The organism is Escherichia sp. TW14182, from assembly GCF_000208525.1.
GTDB classification, from domain to species: domain Bacteria; phylum Pseudomonadota; class Gammaproteobacteria; order Enterobacterales; family Enterobacteriaceae; genus Escherichia; species Escherichia ruysiae.
Genome location: NZ_AEJZ01000381.1, coordinates 1 through 728, shown reverse-complemented (window position 1 = coordinate 728; position 728 = coordinate 1). Strand labels below are relative to the sequence as shown.

The following is a 728-nucleotide window of genomic DNA, read 5'->3' as shown; positions in this document are numbered from 1 at the left end:
CCACTCTGCGGCGGTCAGGTCTTCTGCTGTTCCCCACTTACTGCCGCTCTGAATTGCAGCATCCGGTTTAACCACAGAAAGATCGTTTTCTGGCTGGTCAGAGGATTCGCCAGAATTCTCGGACGAATAATCTTTTCTTTTTTCTTTTGTAATAGTGTCTTTTGTGTCCCCCTGTTTTGAGGGATAGCAATCCCCCAATTTGAGGGATGTTTTATCCCTCGTTTTAGGGGATTTTCCCTCGTTTTGAGGGATACACCATTCTGAGATGTTTTTATTTGGTCCAAACATGCCGCCTTGCTGCTTGATAATATTCATTCTGACGAGTTCTAACTTGGCTTCATTGCACCGTTTGACAGGTAACTTTGTAATCTCGCTAAGTTGAGAATCGGTGATTCTGTCCATTGGTTTATTCCACCCATAGGTTTTACGCAGAATGGCAAGCAGCACTTTAAACTGTCGCTTGGTCAGATCTGCGCCTGAATAAGCCTCAAGCAGCATATTTGATAGTCTGGCGTAACCATCATCGAGATCTGCCACATTACGCTCCTGTCCGGTAAAGTTACCTCTGCCGAAGTTGAGTATTTTTGCTGTATTTGTCATAATGACTCCTGTGGATTGATCCAGTCTTTCTACATCAGGCCTCAAAACTGTTGCAGCAGTCTTGAGGCTTTTCTTTTGTCAGCACCATGGCTACTTTCTTTGCTAGCTTTGCTAATTCCTCGTCTTCA

General features: G+C 44.4%; 2 protein-coding genes. Both read right to left on the bottom strand.

What is annotated here, in order from left to right; all coding sequences use genetic code 11:
• A partial coding sequence (locus EQY_RS0122075; RefSeq protein WP_024212707.1) for a replication protein occupies positions 1-600 on the bottom strand: 600 nt, incomplete at its 3' end.
• Positions 601-634: 34 nt separating this feature from the next.
• On the bottom strand, positions 635-728 hold a 94-nt coding region (locus tag EQY_RS27250), incomplete at its 5' end, for a CII family transcriptional regulator (protein WP_077629731.1).